Source organism: Arthrobacter sp. E44, assembly GCF_041877125.1.
In the GTDB taxonomy this organism is placed as follows: domain Bacteria; phylum Actinomycetota; class Actinomycetes; order Actinomycetales; family Micrococcaceae; genus Arthrobacter.
This window is the reverse complement of the sequence record NZ_JBHDJA010000001.1, coordinates 306,556-331,731: the sequence shown is the minus strand read 5'-3', so window position 1 is coordinate 331,731 and position 25,176 is coordinate 306,556. Positions and strand designations below refer to the sequence as shown.

The following is a 25,176-nucleotide window of genomic DNA, read 5'->3' as shown; positions in this document are numbered from 1 at the left end:
GATAGGCGGAATTACCGCCGGTGCAAGTCCACCTTAGCACCTTCGACGTCCACTGCGAGCTTCAGCACACGCCAGCCAATGTCCGGCGTGTTCTCTGCCGTAAAGGCCTGGATGAAAGCCAGTGCGTCAGCTGCCTGCAGCTCACCGTTGGCCAGGACCAGGACGGTGGGTCCAGCCCCGGACACTACGGCCGCGTACCCGGCCCGGCGCAGCGCGCCGATCAGGGCCGCGCTGGGCCGCATGGCCTCGGCGCGGTAGCTCTGGTGCAGGTAATCCTCCGTGCCCGGCAACAGGAATTCAGGCTTTTGCGTCAGCGCATGGATCAACAGCGCCGCGCGGCCGGAATTCATCGCCGCGGCATGGTGTCCCACCGATGCCGGCAGCAGTGCGCGGGCCGCTTCGGTGGAGAGTTCGAAGTCCGGGACTGCCACGATGGGGATGACGGTTCCGGCAACGGTGGCGCTGGTGCTGCTGTACTGCTCACTGTCCTGCCATGACAGCGCCAGTCCGCCGAAAATGGCGGGTGCCACGTTGTCCGGGTGACCCTCCAGTTCGCTGGTGAGCTGGAGGATCCACTCCTTTCCACGCTGGCTTTCGGCCGGCACCATGGCGTTGGCGGCCGACACCGCAGCCACCACGGCGGACGCGGAGGAGCCCAGCCCACGGCCGTGCGGGTTGACGTTTTGGGCGGTCACCTTCAGCCCGCCGTGACGGTAACCCAAGCGCTCGAAAGCTGCATCCATGGCGCGTATCACCAAGTGGCTGGCGTCCTGCGGCAGGGTGTCGGCACCCTCGCCGCTGAGCTCGAACACGAGTTCGTCCGTATCCAGGCTTTCCACGGTGAGGGTGTCGTGCAGGGCCAGGGCGAGCCCCAGGCTGTCGTAGCCGGGCCCAAGGTTGGCCGTGGTGGCGGGTACGCGGACAGTGACGCACTGGCCCGGCTCAATCAGTTGCAGTCCAACAGCGGCCTGCGAGGTGGTGTCCAAGGCTATTTTTCTTCCAGTCCCAGCTCGGCGGCGACGGTAACCACGTCGTTCGGGACCTTGACCGGCTGGACGTCGCTGCCGTCCTCGGTGCGCAGGGCCCACTGGGGGTCCTTGAGTCCGTGGCCGGTGACGGTGATGACGATCTTCTTTCCGCTGGGAACTTCGCCGGCGGCGTGCTTCTTCAGCAGGCCTGCCACGCCTGCGGCGGAGCCGGGCTCCACGAAGACACCTTCCCTGGCTGACAGCCACCGGTGGGCGTTCAGGATCTCTTCATCGGTGACGGCGTCGATGAGTCCGCCGGATTCGTCACGGGCGCCCACGGCCCCGTCCCAGGAGGCGGGGTTTCCGATGCGGATGGCCGTGGCGATCGTGTCGGGTTCGGTGATGGGGTGGCCTGCAACGAAGGGGGCTGCCCCGGCGGCCTGGAAGCCCCACATGGCAGGGGTCTTGGTGGACACTGCGGGCAGGGTGCCGGCGGTCTCGGATTCGAAAGGAGCGGAGTACTCCTTGTAGCCCTTCCAGTACGCAGTGATGTTGCCGGCGTTGCCCACGGGCAGGACGTGGATGTCCGGTGCGTCGCCCAGGGCGTCGACCACTTCGAAGGCGCCGGTCTTCTGGCCCTGGATGCGGGCGGGGTTGACGGAGTTCACCAGGAAAACAGGGTAGGACTCCCCCAGCTTGCGGGCGATGTCCAGGCAGTTGTCGAAGTTGCCGTCCACCTGGAGCAGGGTGGCGCCGTGGGCGATGGCCTGGCTGAGCTTGCCCATGGAGATCTTGCCTTCAGGAACCAGCACGGCGCACTTGAGGCCGGCGGCGGTTGCGTAGGCAGCCGCGGAGGCGGAAGTGTTTCCGGTGGAAGCGCAGACGACGGCCTTGGCCCCCGACGCGACTGCCGCCGTCATGGCCATGGTCATGCCGCGGTCCTTGAACGAGCCGGTGGGGTTCATGCCCTCCACCTTGAGGTAGACCTCGGAACCGGTGAGTTCGGAGAGCTTCTGCGCATGCACCAGCGGGGTGCCGCCCTCGCCCAGGGTGATGACCCTGGTGGATTCCGTCACGGGCAGACGGTCAGCGTATTCGCGGATGACTCCGCGCCATTGGTGAGCCACTTAGACTCCTTCTACCCGCAGAACGGATGTAACTGAGTTGATGACGTCCAGGCCCTTCACGGCCTCGACGGTGGCCGCAAGGGCAGCCTCTGACGCGCGGTGGGTGACGATCCGCAGTTCGGCCGATTCCACATTGGACCCGGCGTCGCGGTGGATGGTTTGCCGCATGATTTCGATGGAGACGCCGTGCTCGGCGAACAACTGGGCGATCCTGGCCAGGACGCCGGGCTGGTCAGCGACGTCGAGCCCGATGTAGTAGCTGGTGGTGGCAGCATCGATGGGCAGCGCCGGAACATGGCCGGTGGTGGTTTCGGTGCGTCCGGGACCACCAAGGACCAGGCGGCGGGCTGCTGACACAAGGTCGCCCAGGACGGCCGACGCGGTGGGGGTTCCGCCGGCGCCCTGGCCGTAGAACATCAGCTCGCCGGCGTTCTCGGCTTCAATGAACACCGCGTTGAACGCACCGCGGACGGCGGCCAGGGGATGTTCGCGTGGCAGGAGGGTGGGGTGGACGCGGACGGAGACGCCTTCGTTGCCGTCGGCTCCGGCCAACTTCTCCGCGATGGCCAGCAGCTTGATGACGAAGCCTGCATCCTTTGCGGCGGCAATGTCCGAGGCGCTGACGGACGTGATGCCCTCGCAGTAGACGTCGTCCAGGGAGAAACGGGTATGGAAGGAAAGCGAGGCCAGGATGGCAGCCTTCGCGGCAGCGTCGTGGCCTTCGACGTCGGCAGTGGGATCGGCTTCCGCGTAGCCAAGCCGCTGGGCTTCCGCGAGGGCGTCCGCGAACTGCGCACCGGTGCTGTCCATCTGGTCAAGGATGAAGTTGGTGGTGCCGTTGACGATGCCCAGGACCCGGGTGATGCGGTCGCCGGACAGGCTGTCGCGGATGGGGCGGAGGATGGGAATGGCTCCGGCCACGGCGGCTTCGTAGGACAGCTGGACGCCCGCTTTGTCGGCCTCTTCGTAGAGGGTGGGGCCGTCCTGTGCCAGGAGTGCCTTGTTGCCGGTGACCACGCAGGCGCCGTTGCGCAGTGCGGAAAGGATCAGCGTGCGGGCCGGTTCGATGCCGCCCATAAGTTCGATGACCAGGTCAGCGTCCTTGACCAGGGTGTCGGCGTCGGTAGTGAAGAGTTCCTGGGGCAGGTCCACGTCGCGGGGGGCATTGACGTTGCGCACGGCGATGCCGCTGAGCTGCAGGCGGGCGCCGGTACGTGCTGCAAGGGCGTCCGCGTCCTCAATGAGGATCCGCGCAACCTGGGCCCCAACGTTGCCACAGCCCAGCAGGGCCACTTTCAGCGTTCGCATTTCCGTCATTCAGGCTCCCATGTCGCGGCTCAGCAAATCTTCTTCGGTTTCCCCGCGGACAATCAGCCGGGCAGATCCGTCGCGCACCGCGACAACGCCCGGCCGGGCCAGATAGTTGTAGTTGCTCGAGAGGGCCCAGCAGTAGGCGCCGGTTCCCGGGACAGCGAGCAGATCACCGGCTGCCACGTCCTCGGGCAGATATACATCTCTAACAACTATGTCGCCGCTCTCGCAATGTTTGCCCACCACGCGGGACAGTTGCGGGGCCGCGCCGGACGTGCGGGAGGCCAGGACAGCCGAATAATCCGCGTCATAGAGCACCGGCCGGGCGTTGTCGCTCATGCCGCCGTCCACCGAAACATAGCGGCGCGGATACGTAACGTTGTTGCCCGCGTCACCGTCGCCGGACGCCGCGGGAGCGTCCACGCGGACGGTCTTCAGGGTGCCCACTTCATACAGGGTGAACGTGGTGCTGCCCACGATGGCGCGTCCGGGCTCGATGGAGATGCGGGGTGCGTCGATGCCAAGCTCAGCGCAGGTGGAACGCACGACGGCGGCCATTGCGTTCGCGATCTCCGCTGCGGGGCGGGGCGTGTCCACCGGCGTGTAGGCGATTCCGTAGCCGCCCCCGAGGTCCAGTTCCGGCATGATGATGGAGTATTTTTCCTGCATGCCGGCCAGGAAGCGCAGGAGCTTCTGCGCGGCCAGGGCGAAACCGTCCGGTTCGAAGATCTGCGAGCCGATGTGGCAGTGCAGGCCCAGCAGTTCGATGGCGGGGTGCGCAGCTGCCGCCGCCACTGCCTCCTCGGCAGCGGAGACGCCGGCCTGGTCAGTGGTGTCGGCGGCCATGGACAGGCCGAACTTTTGGTCCTCGTGGGCCGTGGCAATGAATTCGTGGGTGTGCGCATGGACGCCCGGCGTGAGCCGGAGCATGACTTTGGCCACTTCCCCCCGGCGTTCGGCGATGGCGCCCACCCTGACCAGTTCGCTCAGGCTGTCCACCACGATCCGGCCGAGCTTCATGTCCAGCGCACGGTGGATCTCGCCGTCGGATTTGTTGTTGCCGTGCAGGGCAACGTCGGCACCAGGAATCCCGGCCTTCGCCGCGACGGCGAGCTCACCGCCGGAGGCGGTGTCCAGCCGCAGTCCCTCTTCTTCGACCCACCGCACCACGGCGGTGCACAGGAACGATTTGCCGGCATAGTAGACGTCCACTCCGCCGCAGATGTCCGCGAACGCATCGTTGAATGCATCGCTGAAGGCCCGGGCCCGGGCCCGGAAATCGTTCTCGCTCATAACGAACAGCGGGGTGCCGTACTTCCGCTGGAGGTCGCTCACGGGAACGCCGTCCAGGGTGAGTTCACCGGCCTCGTTCCGGCCGGCATCCTTGGCCCACATCTTTGGCTCCAGGACATTCAGGTCGGCCGGGACCGAAAGCCATTCAGGGGCCAGCGGAGATGCAGGGTTGGTGTCCTGTGCAGGCATGGGAATCACATCCGTTCCGGCGCGGAGACGCCAAGCAAGTCAAGGCCGTTGGCCAGTACCTGGCTGGTGGCGTCGTTGAGCCAGAGCCTGGTGCGGTTCAGGTCGGTGACGGGTTCTTCACCCATGGGGGCAATCCGGCATGCGTCGTACCAGCGGTGGTACGCGCCGGCGATGGCCTCGAGGTGCCGTGCCACCCGGTGCGGTTCGCGCAGCTCCGCGGCCTTGGCCACAATCGACGGGTAGCTGCCCAGGTAGGACAGCAGCTCGTTTTCGGTTGCGTGGTCCAGGAGGGAAGCGTCGAAGCTGTCCTTGCCGTCCACAGTGCGCTCCACGCCTGCGTCAACGGCATTGCGCGCAGCGCCGCGCGAACGTGCGTGGGCGTACTGGACGTAGAACACAGGGTTCTCATTGCTGTGTTTCTTCAGCAGGTCCGGGTCCAGGGTCAAGGGCGAATCCGCCGGGAAACGCGCCAGCGAATAGCGGACGGCGTCCTTGCCCAGCCAGTCAATCAGGTCCTTGAGCTCGATGATGTTGCCGGCACGCTTGGACAGCTTTGCTCCGTTGACCGACACCAGCTGGCCGATCAGCACCTCGATGTTCACCTCGGGATCGTCGCCTGCAGCGGCCGCAATGGCCTTGAGCCGGTTGATGTAGCCGTGGTGGTCGGCACCCAGGAGGTAGATCTTCTCCGTGAAGCCGCGGTCCTTCTTGGACAGGTAGTAGGCGGCGTCGGCGGCGAAGTAGGTGGGCTCGCCGTTGGCGCGGATCATCACGCGGTCCTTGTCATCGCCAAAGTCCGTGGTCCGCAGCCAGACCGCCCCGCCGTCGTCGAACACGTGGCCCTGTTCGCGCAGGCGCGCCACGGCACTTTCGATGGCGCCGGCGTCGTGCAGTTCCTGCTCGGAAAAGAAGACGTCGAACGCGACGCCGAAGTCTGCCAGCGTGGCCTTGATGTCCTTCATCTGTGCTTCGTAGGCGGCGGCGCGGATCACCGGCAGGGCGGCAACTTCGGTGAGTTCCCGGATGTCCGGATGCGCCGAAAGTACCTCATGTCCCAGATCGGCGATGTACTGGCCGGGGTAGCCGCCGTCCGGCACGGGAAGGCCATGCAGCCGGGAGTACACGGAGTTGGCGAAGGTGTTCATCTGCGAGCCGGCGTCGTTGATGTAGTACTCGGCCGTAACATCGGCGCCGGAAGCGCGCAGCACACGCGCGATGGAGTCGCCCAGCGCGGCCCAGCGGGTGTGCCCGATGTGCAACGGACCGGTGGGGTTGGCAGAGACGAACTCCATGTTGACCGTGTGCCCCGCGAGCGCTGTGTTGGTTCCGTAGTCCGGGCCGGCCTCGACGATGGCCTTCGCCAGGGCACCGGCGGCTGCGGCGTCCACGGTGATGTTCAGGAAGCCCGGGCCCGCGATGTCAACGGCGGAAACACCGTCGATGGCCTTGAGCCGGCTGCTGAGGATGGAGGCGAACTCGCGCGGGTTGGTGCCCGCCTGCTTGGCGAGCTGGAGGGCAATGTTGGTGGCCCAGTCACCGTGCTCCCGGTTCTTGGGTCGCTCCACGCGCACGTCAGCCGGAATGGCTGATACAGCAAGGGCAATATCGCCGGCGGCGACGGCGTCCTTGAGGCAGGCGGATATGGCGAGGGAAAGTTCTTCGGGAGTCACCCCTCTAGCCTACCGGGGGCCAGTGACAGCAAAGAATTTGGCGGCCGTGACTGCGCCCGGCGTCACGGAAAGGAGTGAGCCCCGCCATACGTGAACCATTCGCATGCATCCGGCGTTGACTAGAGCATAGCCACTGCCGCACGGCATCGGTGATCCGGTACCGCCCCGAAAGTGAATCGAGAGCCTTCATGAGACCCTCCAGCCCTAAAAGCCCATCCATGCACGCAGTCCGCAACGGTCTTTTTGCCGGTATCGCCGGCTTGTCGCTGGCGGGAACCGTTGCCGGCTGCGCACCCTCGTCCGCCGACAGCACACCCGCCGACGCCCCGGCACCCACCCCAGGATCCTCCTCCCTGGCCGCCAGCGGGGCCGAGTACAAGGACGGCACCTACAACGCCGATGGAAACTACGTTTCGCCCAACGGCACCGAAACCGTGGGCGTCCAGCTGACCCTTGCCGCGGGAAAGGTCACGGACGTGCAGATCACCCAGCACCCGTCGAATCCGAACACGCGGAAGTTCCAGGGCCAGTTTGCCGGTGGCATTGCAGCCCAGGTGGTGGGTAAGAACATCGATGAACTGAACGTTTCCAAGGTTGCCGGTTCCTCGCTGACCAGCGGAGGCTTCAACCAGGCAGTGGAGAAGATCAAGTCCGAGGCGCAGTAGGCGGTGCCCGTGGCGGACTGGGAGGACTTCTCGTTTCAGGGGATCGGCACCGGCTGGGCAGTCAGCACTCCCCTGCCGTTGCCGGCGTCCGTTCGCAGGCGCCTGCTGGACAGGGTCGAAAAGTTCGACGCCGACTGGTCCCGTTTCCGCTCCGACTCGCTGGTCGGGGAACTGGCCAGGGAGCCGGGGCAGTATGAATTTCCCGGCGAGGCCGCCGCGCTCGGCGAGCTGTACGGCCGGCTCTATCGGCTTACCGGTGGGGCCATGACGCCGTTGATTGGCGGCAGCCTTGAGCGTCTGGGGTATGACGCAGCATATTCGCTCCTGCCCGCCGGCCCGCCCCTCCCGGCGCCAAAATGGGAGGCGGTCCTTCGCTGGTCCGGAACAGTCCTGACCGCCAGCACCCCTGTGGTACTGGACATCGGCGCCGCCGGCAAGGGACTGTTGGTGGACCTCCTGGCGGCGGAACTTGAGGCCACCGGAATGGGTGAGTTCCTCATCGATGCCAGCGGCGACCTCCTGGCCCGCGGCGCAGGACCCGTCAGCGTAGCGCTCGAACATCCCTACAACCCGGAGCAGGCGATCGGCATGATCCATCTGGACGGCCGGGCTCTTTGTGCTTCCGCCGCCAACCGCCGTGCCTGGGGCGACGGACTTCACCACGTGCTGGACGGAACCACCGGCCACCCGGTGCGCACCGCCGTCGCCACCTGGACGCTGGCAGACACCGCCCTGGTGGCTGACGCGCTCGCCACGGCGCTCTTCTTCGTGCCAGGGGCAACGCTGCAGGAAACCTTCGACTTCTCCTGGCTGACCGTCTTTTCCGACGGCAGCGCCGCCTATTCCGCCGGATTTGAAGGGGCGTTGTTTTCATGAACCCTGTGGAAGCACCCCAAGCCCGCCCTGCGCATTACCTGGCCGGGCGCGTGGAGACCGTCGTCGGCAGGTTCACCATGTACCGGCTTGTCCTGCTGGTCCTGTCGGCACTGGCCGCTTACAGCCTGCTGCTGAACGTGCTGGGCTGGCTGACGTTCGGCATCCCGGAAATGCTGGCGCACCTGGCATTGTGCCTGGCCCTGACCTATGCCTCCAACAGGGCCATGGCGGCGCTCTTCCGGGTCCGGCCCCACACGGAGTCGGCGCTTATCACCGGGTTGCTGCTCTACTTCCTGTTCTGGCCGTCCCTGCAGTCGATGGACCTGGCAGGAGTGGCGCTGGCCTGCATCCTGGCGTCCGCGTCCAAATACACCCTGGCGTGGCGTGGCCGGCACATCTTCAACCCAGCCGCCGCAGGTGCCTTCGCCACCGGACTCACTGGACTGAACATCGCCACGTGGTGGGCAGCGACGCCCGCCATGCTCTGGCTGCTGGTCCCCGGCGTGCTGCTGGTCCTGTACCGGACACGCAAGCTCCTGATGGCGTCGCTGTTTACGGCGGTGGCCACTGCCATCATCATGCTCGAGCTGCTTCGCGCCGGCATGACAGCGGGGATGGGCGCCTGGCAGGCCCTGGCCCAGCGGCCGGTGCTCTTCTTTGTGGGATTCATGCTCACCGAGCCCCTGACGCTGCCGCCACGGCGCTGGCAGCAGCTGGCGCTCGCAACACTGGTGGGCGTGCTCTTCGCGGTCCCCTGGAACCTGGGAATCTTTGCCAATTCACCGGAGGCAGCGCTGCTTGCGGGCAACCTGCTGGCCTTCCTGGCGGGCCAGCGCGGAGCCGTGAAACTCCGCTTCGCCGGCGCCCGCCCGCTGACGCCCGCCACCACCGAGTTCTCCTTCGAACCTGCCCGGCCGGTGCGCTTCCTTCCCGGGCAGTACATGGAGCTGGATCTTCCCCAGGCCAAGCCGGACGGAAAAGGACGACGCCGGGTCTTCAGCCTTGCGGGCGGCCCAGGCGGCCGCCTGGTGAAGTTTGGCGTGCGGACGGACGGGTCATTGTCTGCGGCGAAGGAGGCGCTGCTGGCGCTCCGGCCGGGCGATGAGGTGGCTGCCACGGCGGTGGGCGGGGACTTCGTCCTGCCACGCGATCCGCGCCGGCCCGTGCTTCTTGTCGCGGCGGGAATCGGAATTACACCGTTCATCTCGTATCTGGCCTCGGGTGCGCTGCAGGAACGGGACGCGGTGATCCTGGTGCTGGCCAGGAGCAATGAGGAGGTGGCCTACGCGGAGGAACTACGGAGTTCCGGAGTGCGCGTGCTGGTGCGGCTCGCAGACGGGTCCGTGCCGCCGTCGGGCCTGGCCCCTGCCGCCGGCAGCCTCTCTGGCGCCGGAAGCTTCGGTGCGGACGGCCGACTGGACGGAGCGGCCCTTGCCGCACTGGTACCCGATATTTCCCGGCGGGACGTTTACGTCTCCGGCTCCCCCGCAAGCGTGGCGGCACTCCGCCGTGCAGCCGGCCGTGCAGGCGCGCGCCGGGTGCGGACGGACTCCTTTTCGGGCTACTGAGCCCGCCTTTCCGGCCCTCCGGAGCCGGCGCCGGAGGCGGTTTTCCCTTGCAGGGCACCTTCCTGCTAAGCTCTAGGACGTCCCGCCGGGAACGGCAGGATATCCGGATTGCCCTCGTAGCTCAGGGGATAGAGCGTCTGCCTCCGGAGCAGAAGGTCGTAGGTTCGAATCCTATCGAGGGCACCAAAGAACCCCGCCGCTTCATTGAAGCGGCGGGGTTTCGTTTGTTGAGCGGGACGTGTGCCCTCAGAAACGCAGCGCTGCCTCGTCCATCGTGGCCAGGGTGAGCACAGCCTCCTCCACCGTTTCGTGGTCCTCCAGCTCGCGCTCGATCCGCCGCAGGACCACCGCAACCTCGTGCTCCGGGTGGTCCCCCTGGAGATCCACGGCCGCCACGAGGTACAGCTTGCGCGGGCCAACGAATTCCAGGTGCAGGTAGGTGAGCCGGGCGATGTCCTGGTGCTCCAGCACACGGCGGGCCATGGACCGTTCAATGTCGGGTGTGACGCCCTGCCCCACCAGGAAGCGCCTGTTGCGGTCGATCAGTACGACGGCGACGACGGCGAGCAGCACGCCGACGGCGATCGAACCGATCGCATCCGGCAGCGGTGATCCGGTGACCTGGTGCAGGAACACGCCCACGAAGGCCACGACGAGGCCGATCAGCGCCGCCGCATCCTCGGCGAAGACTGCCCTCAGGGTGGGATCTGAACTGATGAGGACCTGTTCAAGCGTGTGCCGTTCCAGCTCATGGGCCGCTTTCCGGGTCTGCCGGAAGGCCTGGGCGAACGAAATCCCTTCCAGGACGAAGGCCACGCCCAGGACCACGTAGGCCACCACGAAGTCCGATGCGGGTTCCGGCTCAAAAATCTGCTGGACGCCGTGCATGATCGACACCACCGCGCCGGCGGTGAACAGACCGAAAGCGGCGAACATCGACCAGACGTAGGCTTCCCGGCCGTAGCCCATGGGATGGCTCTTGTCCCGGGGGCGGGAAGACCGCCGCTCGGCAAAGAACAGGAAGACCTGGTTTCCGGTGTCTGCCCAGGAATGTGCAGCCTCCGCGGCCATCGAGGCGGAACCGGAGAGGACAGCCGCCACCGTCTTCGCCGCGGCCACGAGCGTGTTGGCCGCGAAGGCGACGATGACCGTCAGCAGCGTGGAGCCGGACTTGGCGGGGGTTTCGGTTTGAGCCATGCGCCTACCGTACCCACCGGAGCGCGCTGCAGCGCCCGGCAGGCCAATAAATTCCCTGAGGCGGGCCTGCCACTGATTGTCGGTGGCCCCTCATAGGCTGAAAACACCTAGCTGAGGGAGTACGCCATGCACGTTCAGTTCTGTTCCATCGTTCCGCCCTACCTGCTGCGGCGGCTCGCGCAGCAGGATGCGCCCGGATTCTCATCGGCGGCAAACGCTGCCAGGAACGCCTTGGGCCACGTCGAGTCGTTCCAGGCCGCCCGCGCACAGGCTGTGCCGGCACTCCCGCCCGGACTGCGCCAGGTAAAACCAGGTCCCGTCAGCCGCACCATTTATGATGCGGGCCGGGAGGAAACGCTCCCGGGCAGGCTTGTACGCGGCGAAGGCGGGCCCGCCACCGGCGATCCCGCCGCGGACGAAGCCTACGACGGGCTGGGGCACACGCACCGCCTTTATGCGGACGCCTTCGGACGGGATTCGGTTGACGGGCGCGGGCTGAAGCTGGACGCCACGGTGCACTTCGGCAAGCTGTACGACAACGCTTTCTGGAACGGCAGCCAGATGGTGTTCGGCGATGGTGACGGTGACGTCTTCCAACGCTTCACCAAGTCGCTGAGCGTCATTGGACACGAACTGGCGCACGGGGTAACCCAATACTCGGCCGGCCTTGCCTACCGGAACCAGGCAGGTGCCTTGAACGAATCGATGTCGGACGTCTTCGGCGCGCTCGTGGAGCAGTTCGTGAAAAACCAGTCAGCTGCGGAGGCAAGCTGGCTGATCGGCGAAGGCCTCTTCACCCACAAGGTCCAGGGCCTCGCCCTGCGGTCCATGAAAGCACCGGGGACCGCCTACGACGACGACGTGCTGGGCAAGGACCCGCAGCCCGATTCCATGGACTCCTATGTCCGGACCAGCGCAGACAACGGTGGAGTCCACATCAACTCCGGCATCCCCAACCGCGCCTTTTACCAGGTGGCGTCTGCCTTGGGCGGCTGTGCCTGGGAGGCGCCCGGCCGGATCTGGTACGAGACCCTGACCAATGGCTCATTGCCGGCCGCGGCAACCTTCACGGTTTTTGCCCGCGCCACAATGCGTGCCGCCGCCGACCTTTTCGGCGCCGCTTCGCGGGAGCATGACGCCGTAGGGGCCGCGTGGGAAACTGTAAAGGTCAAGGTTTAACCGCTGCCCTGGGGCCCGCTCGTGGCCGCGGGGCCAAATGGAAGCCCAGGGGCCAGGCCATGAAGATCAAGGTGGAGCGCACCGGCGGGATCGCGGCCATGACAAGGGTGTGGACGGTGGACGCCCAGACAGACCGCGACCTGAGCCAGTGGCAACCCATCGTGGAGGCCTGCCCGTGGGATGCGGTCCCCAGCACCCCGCGGGCCGCGGCCGCCGCCTTCGAGGCTCCGCAGCCGGACCGTTTCATTTACTCCATCACGGCAGGGCAGCGGAGGGCTGCCCTGCCTGAACAGGCCCTTACGGGCCCGTGGCGCATTTTGGTCGACACCGCACGGGCTGCCTCCGAGCAATCTGCCGGTGCGTTCCGTCCCGGGCAGGACGACGATGCGGACGCCGACGCCCAAAGCTGAAGGCTGCGCTGCAGGCGGAATTGGCATAAAGGGCCGTTGGTGGCGGCAGTAGACTGTCTGCAGCCATGACTTTTCATATCTCCTATCCCGCCGAGCTGCCGGTTTCCGAGCGCCGCGAGGACCTGATGGCCGCCATCGCCGCCAACCAGGTGACCATCATCGCCGGCGAGACCGGCTCCGGAAAAACGACCCAGATTCCCAAGATGTGCCTTGAGCTGGGTCTGGGTGAGAAGGGCCTCATCGGGCACACACAGCCCCGGCGGCTGGCAGCCCGGACGGTAGCCGAGCGCATCGCAGAGGAGCTCGGCGTCGAGATTGGCCAGGAGGTCGGCTTCCAGGTCCGGTTCACCGGTGAGGTCAGCAAGGCGACCAAGGTCAAGCTGATGACCGACGGCATCCTGCTCGCCGAGATCCAGCGGGACAGACTCCTGCGCAAGTACAGCACCATCATCATTGACGAGGCGCACGAACGCAGCCTCAACATCGACTTCATCCTGGGCTACCTCAAGCGGATCCTCCCGCAGCGCCCGGACCTGAAAGTCATCATCACCTCGGCCACCATCGACCCCGAACGGTTCGCCAACCACTTCGGCACCCCGGAAAATCCGGCACCCATCATCGAAGTCTCCGGCCGGACCTACCCCGTGGAGATCCGCTACCGTCCCCTCACGCAGCCGGCCGCGGACGATGAGGAGGCCTCCGACGATGAGCTCGAAGAGGACCGCGATCCCCTGGATGCCGTCTGCGACGCCGTGGATGAGCTGGCAGCGGAAGCGCCCGGGGACATCCTTGTGTTCTTCTCGGGTGAACGCGAGATCCGCGACGCCGCCGAGGCCCTGCAGTCCCGCATCCAGTCCAACCGGAGACTCGCCAACACCGAGATCCTCCCCCTGTTCGCCCGCCTGAGCCTGCAGGAGCAGCACAAGGTGTTCCACCCCGGCAGCAAGCGCAGGATCGTGCTGGCAACCAACGTGGCGGAAACATCCCTGACCGTTCCGGGCATCAAGTACGTCATCGATACCGGTACGGCGCGCATCTCCCGGTATTCGCACCGCACCAAGGTCCAGCGCCTGCCCATTGAGCGCGTCTCCCAGGCATCGGCCAACCAGCGTTCGGGCCGCTGCGGCCGCGTGTCGGACGGCATCGCCATCCGCTTGTACTCCGAGGAGGACTTCGAGTCCCGCCCCCGGTTCACGGACCCCGAAATCCTGCGGACCAACCTGGCAGCCGTCATCCTCCAGATGACGGCGATGGGCGTGGCGAAAGGCCCCAAGGATGTTGAGGAATTCCCCTTCGTCGAACCGCCGGAAACCCGGGCCATCAACGACGGCGTCACCCTCCTTCGCGAGCTCGGCGCCCTTGCTCCCCCACGCACGCAGGGCAAGGACGGCAGGGCGGAAGCAGCCGACGGCAGGGACGGAACCAAAGGCGGCGGGCTCACCGCCGTCGGGCAGAAACTCGCCCAACTGCCCGTTGATCCCCGCCTGGGCCGGATGATCGTGGAAGCCGGAAAACGGGGCTGCGTCCGGGAAGTCATGGTCCTGGCGGCGGCCCTCACCATCCAGGACCCGCGCGAACGTCCCACCGACAAGCAGCAGCTGGCTGCGGAAAAACACAACCGGTTCCGCGATGAGAATTCCGACTTCACCGGCTACCTCAACCTCTGGAACTACCTGCAGGAGAAGCAGCAGGAATTATCCTCATCAGCCTTCCGCAGGCTGTGCCGCGCCGAGTTCATCAACTACCTGCGCGTACGGGAATGGCAGGACCTCTTCACCCAGCTGCGCCAGCTCGCCCGGCCTCTGGGCATCACGCTGGACAACAAGCGCCTGGCCGACCCCGTAGGCAACCACGATGGCATCCACATCAGCCTGCTCTCCGGGCTCCTAAGCCACATCGGCATCCTGGATGAGCGCAAGCGCGAATACGCCGGCGCCCGGGGCAGCCGGTTCGCCATCTTCCCCGGTTCCGCATTGTTCAAAAAGTCCCCCACGTTCGTCATGGCCGCCGAGCTGGTGGAAACCAGCAGGTTGTGGGCCCGGGTGGCCGCAAAGTTCGATCCCCTGTGGGCCGAACAGGTGGCTCCGGACCTGGTCAAGCACAGCTACAGCGAACCGCACTGGTCCACCAAGCAGGGCGCCGTCATGGCCTACGAAAAGGTCACCCTTTACGGCGTTCCGATCATCGCGCAGCGGCGCATCAACTACGGCCGGGTGGATCCGGTGGTGGCCCGGGAACTGTTCATCAGGCATGCCTTGGTGGAGGGCGACTGGCGAACCCACCACAAGTTCTTCCACCGCAACCGCGCCCTCCTGCACGAGGTGGAGGAACTCGAGGCCCGCATGCGCCGCCGCGACCTGCTGGTGGATGACGAGACGTTGTTCGAGTTCTATGACGCCAGGATCGGACCCGACGTGGTCTCCGAGCGGCACTTCGACAAATGGTGGAAGGATGCCCGCAGGGACACCCCCGACCTCCTGGATTACGACAAATCGCTGCTCTTAAGCGACGACGCCGACGACCTGGACGAGTCGGCGTACCCGAAGACATGGCTGCACAAGGGCTTCGAGCTCCCGCTGACGTATGAATTCCATCCCGTGGCGCCGGGCTCTGCCCCCGATCCGTCCGACGGTGTCACGGCCGAAGTGCCGGTGCTGTTCCTGAACCAGCTCGACGACGCGCCGTTCCGGTGGCTGATTCCGGGCCAGCGCGTGGAGCTGGTGACAGCGCTCATCAAGTCACTGCCCAAGCAGGTCCGCAAGAACTTCGTCCCCGCCCCAGACGTCGCCCGGCAGGCGGTGGCCGTCCTCGAAACCGACTTCGATCCCGCCAAGGACGAGTTGGAACCGTCCCTGGAGCTTGCCCTGCGGCGGATCCGGGGCGCCATCATCCCGCCCGGCTCCTGGAACTGGGACGCCGTCCCGCCGCACCTGCGGGTGAGCTTCAAAGTGGTGGACAGCAAGGGCAAGGTCCTGGGCGAAGGCAAGGACCTTGCGGAACTGCAGGAACGGCTTGCACCGGCCACCCGCCGCGCCATCGCCGAATCGCTCGGTGCCACCCCGGCATCCACGGCGCCCGGCGCTGCCGGCACGTCCAAGCGGCGCAACGGGAAGGCGTCCGACGGCGGGCCGGCCACACGCCAGGAGGCCGCCCGGGTGCCGCAAGCCCCTGCCGCGGCTGGGTTTGTGGAGCAGGATGGCCTCACGGAGTGGACTGTCGGCACCATCGAGCGCCAGGTGAGCAGCATGGTCAAGGGCCACACCATCACCGGCTATCCGGCACTGGTGGACCAGCGGACCTCGGTGTCGCTGCGTGTGTTCCAGAGCGCGGAGGAACAGTCCGAGGCAATGCGCGGCGGCGTGATCCGGCTGCTGGCACTGCGCGTTCCGGCGCCTGACCGGTACGTCCTGGAGCACCTCAGCAACACCGAGAAGCTCACCTTCAGCCAAAACCCGCACGGTTCGGTGTCCGCCCTCATCGCAGACTGCGCGCTGGCGGCCATCGACAAGCTCACCCCTGTGGAACTTCCATGGAACCGCAAGGCCTTCGATGCGTTGTATGAGGTGGTGCGCGCGGAACTGATCGACACGGTCTTCTCGGTCACTGCCGTCGTCGAGCGGATCCTGTCCAGCACCCGGCGCATCGAAAAGCAACTCAAGGGAACCACCAGCCTGGCCCTGATCAGCGCACTGAACGACATCAAAAGCCAGCTCGAGCAGCTGGTGTATCCCGGCTTTGTAGCACGCACGGGCCACGCCCAGCTGAGCCAGCTGCCGCGCTACCTGGCCGCAATTGAGAAGCGGCTGGAACGCCTGCCCGGAAACGTCCAGCGGGATGCCCTCAATATGGCAGTGGTGCAGCGGCTCGAGGACGACTATGACGACGCTGTCTCGGCGCTGCTGCCGGGACGGGGTGCGGGCCAGGAGTTAACCCAGGTGCGCTGGATGATCGAGGAGCTTCGGGTGAGCCTGTTCGCCGTCGAGCTCGGCACGGCCTACTCCGTCTCCGAGAAACGTATCCGCGCCGTACTCAACAAGGCGCTGGCACCCGCCTAGCACTCCCCTACGAGAGGAACACATGAAGCTCACGCTTGCCCAAGGACCGGCAGGGACAGAGATCGCCGGGCTCGGCCACGCCCAGCCCGCGCGCATCATGGACAACCATGAGCTCGAAGGCATGATGGACACCAGCGACGAGTGGATCCGCCAGCGCACCGGCATCGTCACCAGGCATATCGCCGGTGAGGGTGAAACCGTGGTGGACCTCGCAATCCCCGCAGCCCGGATGGCCTTGGCCGATTCCGGGGTTGCGGCCACAGACATTGACCTCGTGGTGGTGGCCACCACCACAGCGGCCGAGCGATCCCCCAACACTGCCGGCCGCGTAGCCGAGGCACTTGGCCTGGGCGGTAACCGCCGGGGACCGGCGATCATGGATGTCAACACGGCGTGTTCGGGCTTCGAGTATGCCCTCGGCGTGGCGGACCAGGCGATCCGCAGCGGAAGCGCCTCGCACGCGATCGTAGTCGGCGCCGAGACCCTCTCGGCAGTTACCGACTGGACGGACCGCGCGACGGCCGTGCTCACCGCCGATGGCGCCGGGGCCGCCGTCGTACGCCCATCCGAAATGCCCCGGATTGGCCCGGTGGTCTGGGGTTCGGAGGGTGGCATGGCGGACGCCGTCCGCATCTCGCCTCCCTTGGGCAGGTTCTCCCAGAACGGGCGGGAAGTGCTGCGGTGGGCCCTCACCAAGGCACCGGAGCGCGCCCGTGAAATCGTGGCCCGCGCCGGGCTGGGACTGGACGACATCCAGGTCCTCGCAGCGCACCAGGCCAACCTGCGCATAATCGAGCCGCTGGCGGAAGCCCTGGGCCTGTCGGACCGCGTCGTCATCACCGACGTCACCGAGTCGGGGAACACGTCCGCTGCCAGCGTGCCGCTGGGACTGAGCAAATGGTGGCATTCCGGGAAGATCCCGGCGGACGTCCCCGCGCTGTTGTTCGGATTTGGCGGCGGCTTCACCTATGCGGGCATGGTGGCCATGACGCCACGCAGGGACTGACCCTTTCCCTGCCCGCCGCAGCAGCGGCGGGCAGGGAACAAAGGTTAGGACGCCGGAACGAACTCCCCGTAGCCGGCTGCGCGCAGCCCGTCACGCAGCTTCTCCGCGTTGGCGTCCAGGACCGCGGGATCCGGGTTCTGGTCCGCGGAGCCGAAGTCGAAGTCGGCCATGCTGCGCGAGGGCCACACGTGGACGTGCAGATGGTTGATTTCATAGCCGGCCACGATCAGGCCCGCACGCCGCGCACCGAAGATGTCCACCTGCACGGCGCCAATCCGCCGCGCCACTTCCATGACTTTGGCAAGGGTTTCCGGCCGGGCGTCCGTCCAGCGGTCCACTTCCTCGGTGGGAACCACCAGTGTATGGCCGTCGGCGAGCGGGCCCGTGGTCAGGAAAGCCGACACATCGTCCTCGCGCCATACGAACCGGCCGGGGATCTCGCCCTTCAGGATCTTCGTGAACAGCGTGCTCATGCGTTTGCCTCCTCGGCGGCTGGCTGCAGCGTGCTGGTATCCAGCACGAACCGGTACTTTACGTCTCCAGCGACCATCCGGTCGTAGGCCTCATTCAGCTGGCCGGCGGACACCATCTCGATATCGGCCACCACGCCGTGCTCCGCGCAGAAATCCAGCATCTCCTGGGTTTCGGCGATGCCGCCAATCAATGACCCGGCATACGCGATCCTGCGGCGGATGAGGGCGCCCGGGTTGACCGGCGGCATGGCTTCCGACGGCAGGCCAAGCTGGAACAGTGCGCCGTCCACGCGCAGGGTGCGGAAGAACGGGTTCAGGTCGTGCGGGGCGGCAACGGTGTCGATGATGAGGTCGATGGTGCGGTCCGCGGCAGCCATGGCGGCTTCGTCCCGGGAGAGGACAACTTCATCGGCCCCCAGTCCCAGGGCGGCGGCGACCTTCGACTCCGAGGTGGTGAACACCACCACCTTCGCGCCCATGGCCTTGGCGAGCTTGACGGCCATATGGCCCAGTCCGCCCAGGCCCACCACGCCCACCACGTCGCCTTCTTCGACGTCGAAGTGCCGCAGCGGGGAGAACGTCGTGACGCCCGCGCACAGCAGGGGCGCGACGGCGGCCGGGTCCAGTGAGTCCGGGACGCGCAGGACATAGCGGCGGTCCACCACGATCGACGAGGAATAGCCGCCCTGGGTGATGGCGTCCCCGTTCCTGCGGTCCTTTGCACCGTAGGTGCCTGTCATGCCGTTTTCGCAGTACTGCTCCAGGCCGTCCAGGCAGCTGTCGCACTCGCGGCAGGAGTCCACCATGCAGCCCACGCCTACCCTCTCACCAACCGCGAAGTCAGTGACGTCCGAGCCGATCCTGCTGACAGTTCCCACGATTTCGTGGCCTGGCACCAGCGGGTAGGTCTGGCCGCCCCACTCGCCGCGGGTGGCGTGCACGTCCGAGTGGCACAGCCCGCAGAATTCGATGGCGATTTCGACGTCGTCCGGTTTGGGTGCCCGGCGGGCCACTGTCAGCGGTACAAGGCCGCTATCCCCGGACGCTGCACCGTAGGCTGCGGCGAGAGCACCGGCTTCCGTCGCTGGCACACTGCCAGGGGCGGGCGCATTTTCCGGGGCCGGGGTGATGGGTTTGGCAAGGGGCGGTGGTACAGGGCGTCCTGGTGTCATAGTGCGACGCTACCCCCGGCTCCTGCGGACTTTCCAGCCGGGGTTCCGGCGTCGCCGGGATCCGACCCGACGCCCCCTGGCTCCGCGCCGATCGCGACCGGCAGTTCCGGGCGGTTGGACCACTCGGAGAAAGAGCCTGGATACAACGCTGCCCGGAACCCGGCAACTTCCAGCGCAGCAACCTCATGGGCTGCCGTAACGCCTGAGCCACAATAAACCGCCACCGGCGTTCCGTCCTGGACCCCGAGGTCCGCAAACCTCCGCCGCAACTGCCCCGGCGGCAGGAAGCGTCCGGCGTTATCGACGTTGCCCGCGGTGGGGGCACTGACCGCCCCGGGGATATGGCCGGCGCGCGGGTCCACGGGCTCAACCTCGCCCCGGTATCTCTCCCCTGCCCTCGCATCGAGCAACAGTCCGCTGTGCGCCCAGCCGGCGGCAGCACCGGCGTCCAGCGCAGGCATGTGCCCGCTGCCCAACTCCACGTCGCCGGGGCTGGGCTGAACCGGGCCCGACTCGAGCGGAAGTCCGGCTGCCCGCCAGGCGGCCAGGCCGCCGTCGAGCAGGTAGACCGCTGCCAAGCCTGCGTCACGCAGCATCCACCACAGCCTCGCCGCCGCCATGTTGGCACTGTCATCGTAGGCAACCACCACGTCGCCGTTACGGATTCCCCAGCGCTGTGCCGACTCCTGGAACTGTTCCCGAGCCGGCAGCGGGTGCCGCCCGCGGTCCGGAACCGACGAATCAGAGAGTTCAGTGGCCAGATCTACGAAGACCGCGCCCGGCAGGTGTTCCGCGAGGTAGTGTTCATGGCCGTGCGGATCGCCCAGGGCCCAGCGCACGTCCAGTAGGACCGTCCGGTATCCGGCGGCAAGCCTTGCCTCAAGTTCCGGGACGTCGATCAACGGCTTCATTGCACTCCCTACGCCTTGTTTTGCCAACGGGTCCCACTCTAGACGGACGGCTCCCGAACCGCGGGTACGCTGGATTAGTGACGATCGAGGGCAGCACCGGCAGGAGCAGCGGCGCAAGGGACCGGGAGTGGGCGGACCAGGCCATCCGCACCATCAAAGCGGAGAACAACCGCTCCGCGGATACACACCTTTATGCAGTACCGCTCCCGGAGCACTGGGGCATCCAGCTGTACCTCAAGGACGAGTCGACACACCGTTCCGGCAGCCTCAAGCACCGCCTGGCAAGGTCCCTCTTCCTGTTCGGGCTGGTCAATGGCTGGATCCGGCAGGACACCACCATCGTCGAGGCTTCCAGCGGCAGCACTGCGGTATCGGAAGCGTATTTTGCCCAGCTGCTGGGACTTCCCTTCATCGCCGTCATGGCCCGCACCACCAGCCAGGAAAAGATCGCCCTGATTGAGCAATTCGGCGGCTCCTGCCTCCTGGTGGAGAACGCCCCGGACGTGTATGCCGTGGCAGAAGACGTAGCCGCCACCTGCAACGGGCATTACATGGACCAATTCACCTACGCAGAGCGGGCCACGGACTGGCGCGGGAATAACAACATCGCCGAATCCATCTTCGGCCAGCTCAGCCTTGAGCCGCACCCCGTCCCCGACTGGGTAGTGGTGGGCGCCGGCACGGGCGGGACCAGCGCCACCATCGGCCGGTACCTGCGCTACCACTCATATCCCACCAAGCTGCTGGTGGTGGACCCCGAAAACTCCGCGTTCTACCCCGGCTGGCTGGGTGAGGCAGATGGACAGCCCGCCAGCGTTCCCTCGCGGATCGAAGGAATTGGGCGGACCCGGATGGAGCCGAGCTTCATCCCCACGGTTATAGACAGGATGGTCCGGGTGCCGGATGCGGCGTCGGTTGCCGCGATGCGCCACCTGCACCATTACGCGGGCCTGCATGCCGGCCCGTCTACGGGCACCAACCTCTGGGGCGTCTGGGAAACAGTCGCGCAGCTTCTGTCCGAAGGCCGGCGGGGCAGCGTCGTTTCGTTGATGTGCGACGGCGGCGACCGCTATGCGGGCACGCACTGGAACCAGGAGTGGCTGGCTTCCCAGGGGCTGGATCCGGCACCCTACGAAGCGGCAATCGCGCGCTTCCTGGACACCGGGGAGTGGACCGGGGCGGTGGCCTAGACTTCCACGGACTCGCGCGGGGCCAGGTGCCGGTATTCCGTGCCGTACTTGGCGCCAATCCGCTTCACGTGCCCTTCGACGATGCCCAGGCCGTTCTCATTGAGCAGCCCGTCGTGGATCTGGAACGCCCGCGGCGCCCGCACGCCGATCACGAAGTCCACCACCTCCGCGGACTTGCTCCACGGTGCGTGCAACGGGACCAGGAGGGTCTGGACGTCGATGCCGTCCGGGATGATGAACGAGTCGCCCGGGTGGTACACGTTGCCGTCCACCAGGAAGCCGATGTTCGCCACCAAGGGAATTTGGGGGTGGATGAGGGCGTGCTGTCCCCCGAAGCTGCGGATGTCAAAGCCGGCAGCCTGGAACGACGCCCCCGGTTCCACGGTGTGGATCCGGTCCGCTGCCTCCGGGGCTTCCCCGCGCAGCTGGCCGGCGACGCCCGCTGGGGCAAACAGCGCCAGGTCTTTATCCTTTTCCAGGGCTTCCACCACGGCCTTGGTGTCAAGGTGGTCTGCGTGTTCGTGCGTCACCAGGACGGCCTGGGCCCCCGCCAGCGCTTCTGCCGATTCGGAAAAGGTGCCCGGATCGAGGACCAGGACCCTGCCTTCCTTCTCAAGACGGACACAGGCATGGGTGTACTTGGTCAGCTTCATAGCGCCAGCCTAGGTTCCGTTCCTGAAGGCTGTCCACGAACCCTGCCGGCGAAATCCGGCTGCCAGGCACCGACTGGTAATCTTGATGTCTGCCCCCCACGGAAGAGAGTTCGTCCATGCCGATCGGCGTCAAGGCTGATTCCGCCGCCCCATCCCCGGCAGGAGGCGGCAAGGAACAGCGCGTCACCAAACAGCGGAAGGCCGTCAGCGCGGCCCTGGACGATCTCGATGACTTTGTCAGCACGCAGGAGCTTTACCGGATCCTGCAGAACCAGGGCGTCTCCGTTTCGCTCGCCACTGCCTACCGGATCCTGCAGTCACTGGCCGACGAAGGCCTGGTGGACGTGCTGCGCAACGGCGACGGCGAGGCGGTGTACCGGCGCTGCGCCGTGACCGGCCACCACCATCACCTGCTGTGCAGGAATTGCGGAAAGGCAGTGGAGGTGGAAGCACCCGCGGTGGAAACGTGGGCGGTGCGCATGGCGGCCGAACACGGGTTCACCGAGGTGGACCACACCGTGGAAATTTTCGGCCTTTGCCCCGACTGCACCGCCCTTAAGGCTGCCGGGAAACTGTAAGGACCCGGCCGTTGATCCCCCGGGCGTCGCGCACGGAACCGATGATGCGGCACACCACATAAATCAGGAACGACAACGTGGTGACGTAGGGGCTGATCGGGATCCGTCCCCCCAGGGCCAGCAGGATGCCGCCCACGGTTGCCGTCACGGCGAAGACCACGCTCAGGACCACCACCGCTGCCGGCGACGACGTTACGCGCAGCGCCGCGGCTGCGGGCGTTATCAGCAGGGCAAGCACCAGCAGGGCCCCCACCACCTGGATGGACAGGGCCACGCTGACGCCCAGCACAATCATGAACACGATTCCCAGCGTTCGGACGGGCACTCCCCTGGCCTCGGCGAGCTCCGGGTCAACGCTGGCGAAGTTCAGCGGACGCCACACGGCCACCAGCACAAGCACAACCACGACGGCGGTCCCCGCCAGGGCCTGCAGCTGGACGGTGTCCACGGAGACGATCTGGCCGGTCAGCAGGCCGAACTTGTTTGCCGCACGGCCCTGGTACAGGGAAAGGAACAGGATGCCAAGTCCCAGGCCGAAGGGCATGATGACGCCGATGATGGAGTTCTTATCCCTGGCCCGGACCCCCATCAGGCCCAGCAGCAGGGCGGCCGCCACCGAGCCTATGAGCGAGCCAAACACCACGTCCGCCCCAACCAGCAGGGCAAAGGCGGCACCTGCGAAGGAAAGTTCGGAGATGCCGTGGACCGCGAAGGCAAGGTCCCGTTTCATGACGAATGTTCCCACCAGCCCGCCGAGGAGGCCCAGGATGGCGCCTGCCCAGATTGAGTTCTGGACCAGGACCAGCAGTTCGCCATAGTTGTCGAAGTTGAAGATGGCGCCCAGGATGCTGTCGGCGTCCATCAGGCCACCTCCCCTGCCAGCGCGTCCGCCTCGTGGTGGTGATGCGTGGTGGCATCCGGCAGGCCGACGACGACGATCCTGCCGTTGGCATGGATGACCTCCACGTGGCTGCCGTAGAGGTCTGAGAGCACTTCGGTGGTCATGACCTCTTCCGGCGCCCCCACGCGGAAGCGTCCCCCCGCCAGGTACAGGACCCGGTCCACGTAGTCGATGATCGGGTTGATTTCATGGGTCACGAAGACGACGGCGGTGTCGTGTTCCCGGCTCTGTTGGTGGATCAGGGCGCTGACGGCCTGCTGGTGGTGGAGGTCAAGGGACAGCAGCGGTTCGTCGCAGAGCAGCACCTTTGGGTCCGTGGCCAGTGCCTGCGCCACCCGGAGCCGCTGCTGCTCTCCGCCTGAGAGCTGGCCAACCGGGACTTTGGCGTAGTCGGAGGCTCCCACCAGTTCCAGCAACTGGTCCACCCTGCGGTTGGTCTTGCGGGCTGAAAGCCGGATCCCAAACTTGTGGCCGTCCACGCCGAGGGCCACCAAATCGCGGGCGCGCATGGGGGTGTCCGGCGCGAACGACTTCTGCTGGGGAATGTAGCCGATCAGGCTGCTGCCCCCTTCCACCGGGCGGCCGCCCAAGGTTGCCTGTCCGGACTGCAGCTTCTGCAGGCCCAGCAGGACCTTGAGGAAACTTGTCTTGCCGCTGCCGTTGGGGCCCAGCACGGCGAAAAACTCCCCGGGCCTGATGTCCAGGTCCAGGTCCTCCCAAAGGGTGCGCTGACCGAACGCGAGGCACGCCCCTTTGAGGCTTACGACGGATTTCACCTAGTTTGTCTCCAGAACCTTGCTGATGTTGTTCACATTGTCCGTCATCCACTGCAGGTAGGTCTTGCCTTCAGGCAGGGTCTCGGTGAAGTCGACCACCGGAACACCAGCGGATTCGGCTGCCTTCTTGAGTGCCTCCGTCTGCGGGCCTTCCGTTTGGGCGTTGTAGGCCAGGAGGCGTACGGACTTCGAGCCAACCAGGTCCGTGGCCTCCTTCAGCACCGCGGGAGGAACGTCGCTGCCCTCTTCGATGGCAGCGGTGTATTGCTCAGGCGTGGCGTTGACCAGGCCGGCCTCCTCCAAAAGGTAGAGCGGGACTGGCTCCGTGACTGCTACGCGGCTGCCCGGCGTGGCCGCCTTCATGGCGTCCACCTTGGAGTGAAGCTGTGCCAGGGAGGACTTGAAGGAGTCCGCGTTGGCGGTGAAGGAGGCGGCCGAGGCCGGATCCAGCGACGCCAGCTTGCCCGCAATGGCATCGGCCACGCGCTCCATGGCCGGCAGGCTGTACCACACGTGCTCGTTCAGGCCGCCGTGGTCGTGTCCGCTGTGTGCGCCGGACTCCTCCGCGGGTGTTGCCGACGGGCCGGCCGTGGCATCCTCCGGGTGGGCAAGCCCGGAAATTTCGACGGCGGTCAGCACGCCTGCACTGTCGATCCTGCTGCCCTCCACCAAGGTATGGATGAAGTCGTCGTAGCCGCCGCCATTTTCGATGACCAGCTGGGACTTGGACACGGCCAGCCGGTCCTGGGCGGTCGCCTCGTACGAGTGCGGATCCTGCCCGGCGTTGTTGATGATCGAGGTGACCTTGACCTTGTCACCACCGATGGTCCGGGCAATGTCGCCGTAAACGTTCGTTGATGCCACGACGTTGATACCCTGCTCCGCGTCCGGGACCTGCGACGGTTGGCCGCTGCATGCACTGAGCAGGAGACCGACGCCTGTCACGGCGGCAAGGAAGGAGCTGGCAGTGGCTGTACGGCGCACGAAAAACCTCAGTTCACACAGGAA

At 66.4% G+C, this 25,176-nt stretch carries 22 protein-coding genes and 1 tRNA gene; 10 read left to right on the top strand and 13 right to left on the bottom strand.

The window, feature by feature from the left end:
* Window positions 1-11: 11 nt before the first annotated feature.
* Genes thrB through argS form a run of 5 tightly spaced genes read right to left on the bottom strand, consistent with a single transcriptional unit; the run spans window position 12 to window position 6,558 of the window.
* Window positions 12-986 (bottom strand): homoserine kinase, encoded by a 975-nt coding sequence (gene thrB, locus ACETK3_RS01460; RefSeq protein ID WP_373992398.1) that lies wholly within the window; start codon window positions 984-986, stop codon window positions 12-14.
* 2 nt (window positions 987-988) lie between these two features.
* The gene (thrC, locus tag ACETK3_RS01455) at window positions 989-2,095 is read right to left on the bottom strand and encodes a threonine synthase (protein WP_236819978.1); all 1,107 of its coding nucleotides are present in this window, start codon (window positions 2,093-2,095) and stop codon (window positions 989-991) included.
* Window positions 2,096-3,412 carry a homoserine dehydrogenase gene (locus ACETK3_RS01450; protein WP_236798795.1) on the bottom strand — a complete coding sequence of 439 codons (1,317 nt, stop codon included), beginning with the start codon at window positions 3,410-3,412 and terminating at the stop codon, window positions 2,096-2,098. It lies immediately after the preceding gene.
* Window positions 3,413-4,888, bottom strand: a complete 1,476-nt coding sequence (gene lysA / locus ACETK3_RS01445; protein WP_373992397.1) for a diaminopimelate decarboxylase — start codon at window positions 4,886-4,888, stop codon at window positions 3,413-3,415.
* A gap of 5 nt (window positions 4,889-4,893) precedes the next feature.
* Window positions 4,894-6,558 carry an arginine--tRNA ligase gene (gene argS, locus ACETK3_RS01440; protein WP_236798798.1) on the bottom strand — a complete coding sequence of 555 codons (1,665 nt, stop codon included), beginning with the start codon at window positions 6,556-6,558 and terminating at the stop codon, window positions 4,894-4,896.
* Between the two features lie 218 nt (window positions 6,559-6,776).
* Between argS and ACETK3_RS01435 the strand changes: the two genes are divergently transcribed.
* From ACETK3_RS01435 to ACETK3_RS01420, 4 genes are all read left to right on the top strand, one after another.
* Window positions 6,777-7,223, top strand: a complete 447-nt coding sequence (locus ACETK3_RS01435; RefSeq protein WP_237428497.1) for an FMN-binding protein — start codon at window positions 6,777-6,779, stop codon at window positions 7,221-7,223.
* A gap of 3 nt (window positions 7,224-7,226) precedes the next feature.
* Window positions 7,227-8,099: an FAD:protein FMN transferase gene (locus ACETK3_RS01430; RefSeq protein ID WP_236798802.1), complete on the top strand. Its 873-nt coding sequence runs from the start codon at window positions 7,227-7,229 to the stop codon at window positions 8,097-8,099.
* Window positions 8,096-9,667, top strand: a complete 1,572-nt coding sequence (locus tag ACETK3_RS01425) for a ferredoxin--NADP reductase (protein ID WP_236798803.1) — start codon at window positions 8,096-8,098, stop codon at window positions 9,665-9,667. Before ACETK3_RS01430 ends, ACETK3_RS01425 begins: the two co-directional genes overlap by 4 nt.
* 110 nt (window positions 9,668-9,777) lie before the next feature.
* A tRNA-Arg gene (locus tag ACETK3_RS01420) sits at window positions 9,778-9,853 on the top strand.
* A gap of 60 nt (window positions 9,854-9,913) precedes the next feature.
* Here ACETK3_RS01420 and ACETK3_RS01415 read toward each other — a convergent pair.
* Window positions 9,914-10,864, bottom strand: coding sequence for a cation diffusion facilitator family transporter (locus tag ACETK3_RS01415; protein ID WP_236798804.1), 951 nt, complete (start codon window positions 10,862-10,864; stop codon window positions 9,914-9,916).
* 126 nt (window positions 10,865-10,990) lie between these two features.
* Here ACETK3_RS01415 and ACETK3_RS01410 point away from each other — a divergent pair, with 126 nt between their 5' ends.
* From ACETK3_RS01410 to ACETK3_RS01395, 4 genes are all read left to right on the top strand, one after another.
* The gene (locus tag ACETK3_RS01410; RefSeq protein WP_236798806.1) at window positions 10,991-12,043 is read left to right on the top strand and encodes a M4 family metallopeptidase; all 1,053 of its coding nucleotides are present in this window, start codon (window positions 10,991-10,993) and stop codon (window positions 12,041-12,043) included.
* A gap of 59 nt (window positions 12,044-12,102) precedes the next feature.
* Window positions 12,103-12,453 (top strand): protealysin inhibitor emfourin, encoded by a 351-nt coding sequence (locus ACETK3_RS01405; RefSeq protein ID WP_236798807.1) that lies wholly within the window; start codon window positions 12,103-12,105, stop codon window positions 12,451-12,453.
* 65 nt (window positions 12,454-12,518) lie between these two features.
* A complete protein-coding gene (hrpA, locus tag ACETK3_RS01400; RefSeq protein ID WP_237428498.1) occupies window positions 12,519-16,508 on the top strand; it encodes an ATP-dependent RNA helicase HrpA in 3,990 nt (1,329 codons plus the stop codon).
* 22 nt (window positions 16,509-16,530) lie between these two features.
* A complete protein-coding gene (locus tag ACETK3_RS01395) occupies window positions 16,531-17,514 on the top strand; it encodes a beta-ketoacyl-ACP synthase III (protein WP_237428499.1) in 984 nt (327 codons plus the stop codon).
* Between the two features lie 44 nt (window positions 17,515-17,558).
* Here ACETK3_RS01395 and ACETK3_RS01390 read toward each other — a convergent pair whose 3' ends face one another.
* The 3 genes from ACETK3_RS01390 to ACETK3_RS01380 are packed head-to-tail and all read right to left on the bottom strand — an operon-like array spanning window position 17,559 to window position 20,070.
* On the bottom strand, window positions 17,559-17,987 hold the full coding sequence (locus tag ACETK3_RS01390) for an HIT family protein (protein ID WP_236798814.1): 429 nt from the start codon (window positions 17,985-17,987) through the stop codon (window positions 17,559-17,561).
* On the bottom strand, window positions 17,984-19,159 hold the full coding sequence (locus ACETK3_RS01385; protein ID WP_236798815.1) for an NAD(P)-dependent alcohol dehydrogenase: 1,176 nt from the start codon (window positions 19,157-19,159) through the stop codon (window positions 17,984-17,986). The genes ACETK3_RS01390 and ACETK3_RS01385 overlap by 4 nt, the downstream gene beginning before the upstream one ends.
* Window positions 19,156-20,070: a sulfurtransferase gene (locus ACETK3_RS01380; protein ID WP_237428500.1), complete on the bottom strand. Its 915-nt coding sequence runs from the start codon at window positions 20,068-20,070 to the stop codon at window positions 19,156-19,158. Before ACETK3_RS01380 ends, ACETK3_RS01385 begins: the two co-directional genes overlap by 4 nt.
* Before the next feature lie 77 nt (window positions 20,071-20,147).
* Between ACETK3_RS01380 and ACETK3_RS01375 the strand changes: the two genes are divergently transcribed.
* Window positions 20,148-21,260, top strand: a complete 1,113-nt coding sequence (locus ACETK3_RS01375; RefSeq protein ID WP_272910857.1) for a PLP-dependent cysteine synthase family protein — start codon at window positions 20,148-20,150, stop codon at window positions 21,258-21,260.
* On the opposite strand, the gene ACETK3_RS01370 is transcribed toward ACETK3_RS01375, so the two are convergent.
* Entirely contained in the window at window positions 21,257-21,913 is a 657-nt protein-coding gene (locus ACETK3_RS01370; RefSeq protein ID WP_237428501.1) for an MBL fold metallo-hydrolase, read from the bottom strand. The two genes, ACETK3_RS01375 and ACETK3_RS01370, sit on opposite strands and share 4 nt — an antisense overlap.
* A 116-nt stretch (window positions 21,914-22,029) precedes the next feature.
* Between ACETK3_RS01370 and ACETK3_RS01365 the strand changes: the two genes are divergently transcribed.
* On the top strand, window positions 22,030-22,491 hold the full coding sequence (locus ACETK3_RS01365; RefSeq protein WP_236798820.1) for a Fur family transcriptional regulator: 462 nt from the start codon (window positions 22,030-22,032) through the stop codon (window positions 22,489-22,491).
* Here the strand turns inward: ACETK3_RS01365 and ACETK3_RS01360 are convergent.
* From ACETK3_RS01360 to ACETK3_RS01350, 3 genes are read right to left on the bottom strand one after another with little or no spacing between them, the layout of a single operon-like run.
* The gene (locus tag ACETK3_RS01360; protein WP_236798821.1) at window positions 22,469-23,353 is read right to left on the bottom strand and encodes a metal ABC transporter permease; all 885 of its coding nucleotides are present in this window, start codon (window positions 23,351-23,353) and stop codon (window positions 22,469-22,471) included. The genes ACETK3_RS01365 and ACETK3_RS01360 overlap by 23 nt on opposite strands.
* Window positions 23,353-24,168: a metal ABC transporter ATP-binding protein gene (locus ACETK3_RS01355; RefSeq protein WP_237428502.1), complete on the bottom strand. Its 816-nt coding sequence runs from the start codon at window positions 24,166-24,168 to the stop codon at window positions 23,353-23,355. Before ACETK3_RS01355 ends, ACETK3_RS01360 begins: the two co-directional genes overlap by 1 nt.
* Window positions 24,169-25,152 (bottom strand): metal ABC transporter solute-binding protein, Zn/Mn family, encoded by a 984-nt coding sequence (locus ACETK3_RS01350; RefSeq protein WP_237428503.1) that lies wholly within the window; start codon window positions 25,150-25,152, stop codon window positions 24,169-24,171. It lies immediately after the preceding gene.
* Window positions 25,153-25,176: the final 24 nt, after the last annotated feature.

What these genes read in the sequence shown, in the direction of transcription:
- ACETK3_RS01450 (WP_236798795.1), bottom strand. Translation starts at nt 3,412, where the DNA reads ATGACGGAAATGCGAACGCTGAAAGTGGCCCTGCTGGGCTGTGGCAAC.
- lysA (WP_373992397.1), bottom strand. Translation starts at nt 4,888, where the DNA reads ATGCCTGCACAGGACACCAACCCTGCATCTCCGCTGGCCCCTGAATGG.
- ACETK3_RS01435 (WP_237428497.1), top strand. Translation starts at nt 6,777, where the DNA reads ATGCACGCAGTCCGCAACGGTCTTTTTGCCGGTATCGCCGGCTTGTCG.
- ACETK3_RS01425 (WP_236798803.1), top strand. Translation starts at nt 8,096, where the DNA reads ATGAACCCTGTGGAAGCACCCCAAGCCCGCCCTGCGCATTACCTGGCC.
- ACETK3_RS01415 (WP_236798804.1), bottom strand. Translation starts at nt 10,864, where the DNA reads ATGGCTCAAACCGAAACCCCCGCCAAGTCCGGCTCCACGCTGCTGACG.
- ACETK3_RS01410 (WP_236798806.1), top strand. Translation starts at nt 10,991, where the DNA reads ATGCACGTTCAGTTCTGTTCCATCGTTCCGCCCTACCTGCTGCGGCGG.
- ACETK3_RS01405 (WP_236798807.1), top strand. Translation starts at nt 12,103, where the DNA reads ATGAAGATCAAGGTGGAGCGCACCGGCGGGATCGCGGCCATGACAAGG.
- hrpA (WP_237428498.1), top strand. Translation starts at nt 12,519, where the DNA reads ATGACTTTTCATATCTCCTATCCCGCCGAGCTGCCGGTTTCCGAGCGC.
- ACETK3_RS01395 (WP_237428499.1), top strand. Translation starts at nt 16,531, where the DNA reads ATGAAGCTCACGCTTGCCCAAGGACCGGCAGGGACAGAGATCGCCGGG.
- ACETK3_RS01390 (WP_236798814.1), bottom strand. Translation starts at nt 17,987, where the DNA reads ATGAGCACGCTGTTCACGAAGATCCTGAAGGGCGAGATCCCCGGCCGG.
- ACETK3_RS01385 (WP_236798815.1), bottom strand. Translation starts at nt 19,159, where the DNA reads ATGACACCAGGACGCCCTGTACCACCGCCCCTTGCCAAACCCATCACC.
- ACETK3_RS01380 (WP_237428500.1), bottom strand. Translation starts at nt 20,070, where the DNA reads ATGAAGCCGTTGATCGACGTCCCGGAACTTGAGGCAAGGCTTGCCGCC.
- ACETK3_RS01370 (WP_237428501.1), bottom strand. Translation starts at nt 21,913, where the DNA reads ATGAAGCTGACCAAGTACACCCATGCCTGTGTCCGTCTTGAGAAGGAA.
- ACETK3_RS01365 (WP_236798820.1), top strand. Translation starts at nt 22,030, where the DNA reads ATGCCGATCGGCGTCAAGGCTGATTCCGCCGCCCCATCCCCGGCAGGA.
- ACETK3_RS01360 (WP_236798821.1), bottom strand. Translation starts at nt 23,353, where the DNA reads ATGGACGCCGACAGCATCCTGGGCGCCATCTTCAACTTCGACAACTAT.